Here is a 3,816-nt window from a genome sequence, read left to right on the forward strand (position 1 = left end):
CCGGGGCGGTGCCCGTGGATCAGCGGACGACGGGGTACGCGTGCGTCCCGGCCCGGGCCGCACCGGCGCCCAGCTCCGGGCGCCAGCTGGCGAGCACCAGCCCGGACGGGTAGAACATCGGCTGCGGCAGCGCGTCCAGCGCCACGCGCTCCCAGCCGCCGCACGCGTGCGGCTCGGTGACCAGGGCGGGCGCCAGGCTCGGCGGGGCGAGCACCGCGGCGGTCAGCCGGGGGCGGCCCAGCTCGTGGTCGAGCAGGACCGCCAGCACCCGCATCTCCTCGGCGGGCAGCACGATCCCGGTCTCCTCGGCCAGCTCGCGCGCCGCCGTCCGCTCGAAGGACTCGCCGGGGTCGACCTTGCCGCCGGGCAGGCTCCAGGTCGGCGGCTCGCCCGGGGTGGTGCGGCGGCCGATCAGCACCCGGCCGTCCCCGGTGGGCACGATCACGCCGGCGCCGAGCATCGGTGCGGTGGTGGTCATGGCGGTTCCTCCGTCGGAAAGGGGGCCGGGGCCGGGGGTTACCAGGCGGCGCGCTCGAAGTCCTTCAGGAAGCAGCCGTAGAGGTCCTCGCCCTGCTCGCCGCGGACGATCGGGTCGTAGACCCGGGCCGCACCGTCGACCAGGTCGAGCGGGGCGTGGAAGCCCTCGTCGGCCAGCCGCATCTTGTCCGGGTGCGGGCGCTCGTCGGTGATCCAGCCGGTGTCGACGGCGGTCATCAGGATGCCGTCGGCCTGGAACATCTCCAGCGCGCTGGTGCGGGTGAGCATGTTCAGCGCCGCCTTGGCCATGTTGGTGTGCGGGTGGCCGGCGCCCTTGTAGCCGCGCTGGAAGACGCCCTCCATCGCGGAGACGTTGACCACGTACTTGCGCCGGGACGCCGAGGCGGCCATCGCCGGGCGCAGCCGGCTGATCAGGATGAACGGCGCGGTGGAGTTGCAGAGCTGGACCTCCAGCAGCTCCACCGGGCCGACCTCGCTGACGGTCTGCACCCAGCTGTTGGTGTCCGCGAGGTCGGGCACCAGGCCGCCGGCGTCGATCGCGGTGCCGGCCTGGATCCGCTCGGGCGTTGCCGAGCCGGTGACCAGCGCGAGCGAGGTGACGTCCGCGGCGGGGATCCGCTCGCCGCCGGTGGCCTGCTGCGGCAGGGCGGGCAGGTCGACGCTGCCGCTGTTGAACCGGCCGATGGTGGTGGACTGCGGCAGCTCGCCGGCCGGCAGCGGCGCGGACTCGGCGGCGACCAGCTCGCGGTAGGACTCCGGCGGGCGGCGCACGGTCTGCGCGGCGTTGTTGATCAGGATGTCCAGCGGGCCGTCCGCGGCGACCTCGTCGGCCAGCGCCATCACCTGGGCCGGGTCGCGCAGGTCGATGCCGATGATCTTCAGCCGGTGCAGCCACTCGGCGCTGTCCGGCATCGCGGTGAAGCGGCGGATCGCGTCGTTGGGGAAGCGGGTGGTGATGGTGGTGTGGGCGCCGTCGCGCAGCAGCATCAGCGCGATGTACATGCCGATCTTGGCCCGGCCGCCGGTCAGCAGCGCGCGCTTGCCGGTGAGGTCGGCGCGGGCGTCGCGGCGGGCCCGGTTCTTGACCGCGCAGTCCTGGCAGAGGTTGTGGTAGAACGCGTCGACCTCGACGTAGCGCTGCTTGCAGATGTAGCAGGAGCGGGGGCGCTCCAGGATCCCGGCGATCTCGGTGGTGGTGACGGTGGTCAGGCCGAACGCGCCGGCCGTCTCGTCGTCGATCCGGGTCGGCGCGCCGGTCGCGGTGCGCGCGGTGACCTCGCGGTCGTTGGCGGTCTTGCGGGCCCGGGTCTCCTGGCGGCGGCGCTGCTTCAGGGTGCGGAATATGCCGCCGACGGCCTGGCGGACGGTGATCGCGTCCGGGTGGTCGACGTGCAGTTCGTCCAGCTCGGCCAGCACCTCCAGGCAGAGCCGCAGGCGCTCCGGGTCGAGGCCCGGGCCGTAGTCGACCCCCTCGGCGGCCTCGGTGCCGTTGTCCTGCTCGATGTCCACGCCCGCCGCCGTCATGCGCTCTGCCGTTTCCCGCTCGCCTCGCCGATCACGGCGTTCGCCGCGTTTACCGCGTGAATGCTACGGGAGGGGCCCCGGCCGGGGCGAAAAGCCGAGTATTTGGAGGATCCTCCAGGTCTACGCGCGGAGCTTCGATCATGGCTTGTGTGCAGCGCCAGCAAACGTGCTCGAACTGGCTTTTGGCGAACGGCTCGCGGAGAATCGAACGCCGGGTGCAGGGGCTCCCGAGTGCGCCCTGCGGCCGAGCCGCACCCGCACCCGAGGTGTACTTTTCTCCCAGCAGAGAGCCCCCTTCATGCGCTTCCTGAACGACCTCATGCCCTCGTACGACTTGACGTACGACGACGTCTTCATGGTCCCCAGTCGATCCGCCGTGGGCTCCCGCCAGGGTGTCGACCTCTCCTCCAACGACGGCACCGGCACCACGATCCCGCTGGTCGTCGCCAATATGACCGCCATCGCCGGCCGCCGGATGGCCGAGACCGTCGCCCGCCGCGGCGGCCTGGTCGCCATCCCCCAGGACATCCCGACCGAGGTCATCGCCGAGGTCGTCGGCTGGGTCAAGCGCCGCCACCTGGTGCACGACACGGCCATCACCCTCGACCCCGGCGCCACCGTCGCCGAGGCCCTCTCCCTGCTGCCCAAGCGCGCCCACGGCGCGCTGGTGGTGGTCGAGGACGGCCGGCCGGTCGGCGTCGTCACCGACTCCGACTGCCAGGGCGTCGACCGCTTCACCTCGCTCGCCGACGTGATGTCCCGCGAACTGCTGCTGCTGGAGGAGGACATCGACCCGCGCGACGCCTTCGACAAGCTCAGCGAGGGGCACCGCAGGCTCGCCCCCGTGGTGGACCGCGAGGGCCGCCTGGTCGGCATCCTGACCCGCAAGAACGCGCTGCGCGCCACCCTCTACACCCCCGCCGTGGACGCCGCCGGCCGGCTGCGGATCGCCGCCACCGTCGGCATCAACGGCGACGTCGCGGGCAAGGCCAAGGCCCTGCTGGAGGCGGGCGCGGACGCCCTGGTGGTGGACACCGCGCACGGCCACCAGGAGTCGATGATCACCGCGCTGCGGGCCGTGCGCGGCCTGGACCCGCAGGTCCCGGTGGTCGCGGGCAACGTCGTCTCGGCGGCGGGCGTGCGCGACCTCGTCGAGGCGGGCGCCGACATCCTGAAGGTCGGGGTCGGCCCGGGCGCGATGTGCACCACCCGGATGATGACCGGCGTCGGGCGACCGCAGTTCTCGGCCGTTCTGGAGTGCGCCGCCGAGGCCCGCCGGCTGGGCAGGCACGTCTGGGCGGACGGCGGCGTGCGGCACCCGCGCGACGTCGCCATGGCGCTGGCCGCCGGCGCGTCCAATGTGATGATCGGCTCCTGGTTCGCCGGTACCTACGAGTCGCCCGGCGACCTCCAGGCCACCGCCGACGGCCGGCAGTACAAGGAGTCCTTCGGCATGGCCTCCAAGCGGGCCGTGAGCAACCGCACCGCGCAGGACTCCTCGTACGACCGGGCCCGCAAGGCGCTGTTCGAGGAGGGCATCTCGCACTCCCGGATGTTCCTCGACCCGGCCCGCCCGGGTGTCGAGGACCTCATCGACTCCATCGTCGCGGGCGTGCGCAGCTCCTGCACCTACGCGGGCGCGGCCACCCTGGAGGAGTTCCACGAGAAGGCCGTCGTCGGCATCCAGAGCGCGGCCGGCTACGCCGAGGGCAAGCCGCTGCACTCCAGCTGGGCCTGATCCCGCAGGCGCGCTGCTGCTGCCGGCGCCGGGCCGAGGCCCAGCGGCAGCAGCAG

At 73.2% G+C, this 3,816-nt stretch carries 3 protein-coding genes; 1 reads left to right on the forward strand and 2 read right to left on the reverse strand.

Annotation, left to right across the window (positions count from 1 at the left end):
* Nucleotides 1-19 precede the first annotated feature (19 nt).
* Both ACFU74_RS36505 and ACFU74_RS36510 read right to left on the reverse strand, forming a co-directional pair.
* On the reverse strand, nucleotides 20-478 hold the full coding sequence (locus ACFU74_RS36505; RefSeq protein WP_380764436.1) for an NUDIX hydrolase: 459 nt from the start codon (nucleotides 476-478) through the stop codon (nucleotides 20-22).
* A gap of 38 nt (nucleotides 479-516) precedes the next feature.
* Nucleotides 517-2,022: an SDR family NAD(P)-dependent oxidoreductase gene (locus tag ACFU74_RS36510; protein ID WP_380764437.1), complete on the reverse strand. Its 1,506-nt coding sequence runs from the start codon at nucleotides 2,020-2,022 to the stop codon at nucleotides 517-519.
* Nucleotides 2,023-2,320: 298 nt separating this feature from the next.
* On the opposite strand from ACFU74_RS36510, the gene ACFU74_RS36515 reads away from it, so the two are divergent.
* Nucleotides 2,321-3,760 (forward strand): GuaB1 family IMP dehydrogenase-related protein, encoded by a 1,440-nt coding sequence (locus ACFU74_RS36515; protein WP_380764438.1) that lies wholly within the window; start codon nucleotides 2,321-2,323, stop codon nucleotides 3,758-3,760.
* The last annotated feature ends 56 nt before the right edge of the window (nucleotides 3,761-3,816 follow it).

It is taken from the genome of Kitasatospora sp. NPDC057500 (assembly GCF_042802195.1).
Taxonomy (GTDB): Bacteria; Actinomycetota; Actinomycetes; order Streptomycetales; family Streptomycetaceae; genus Kitasatospora.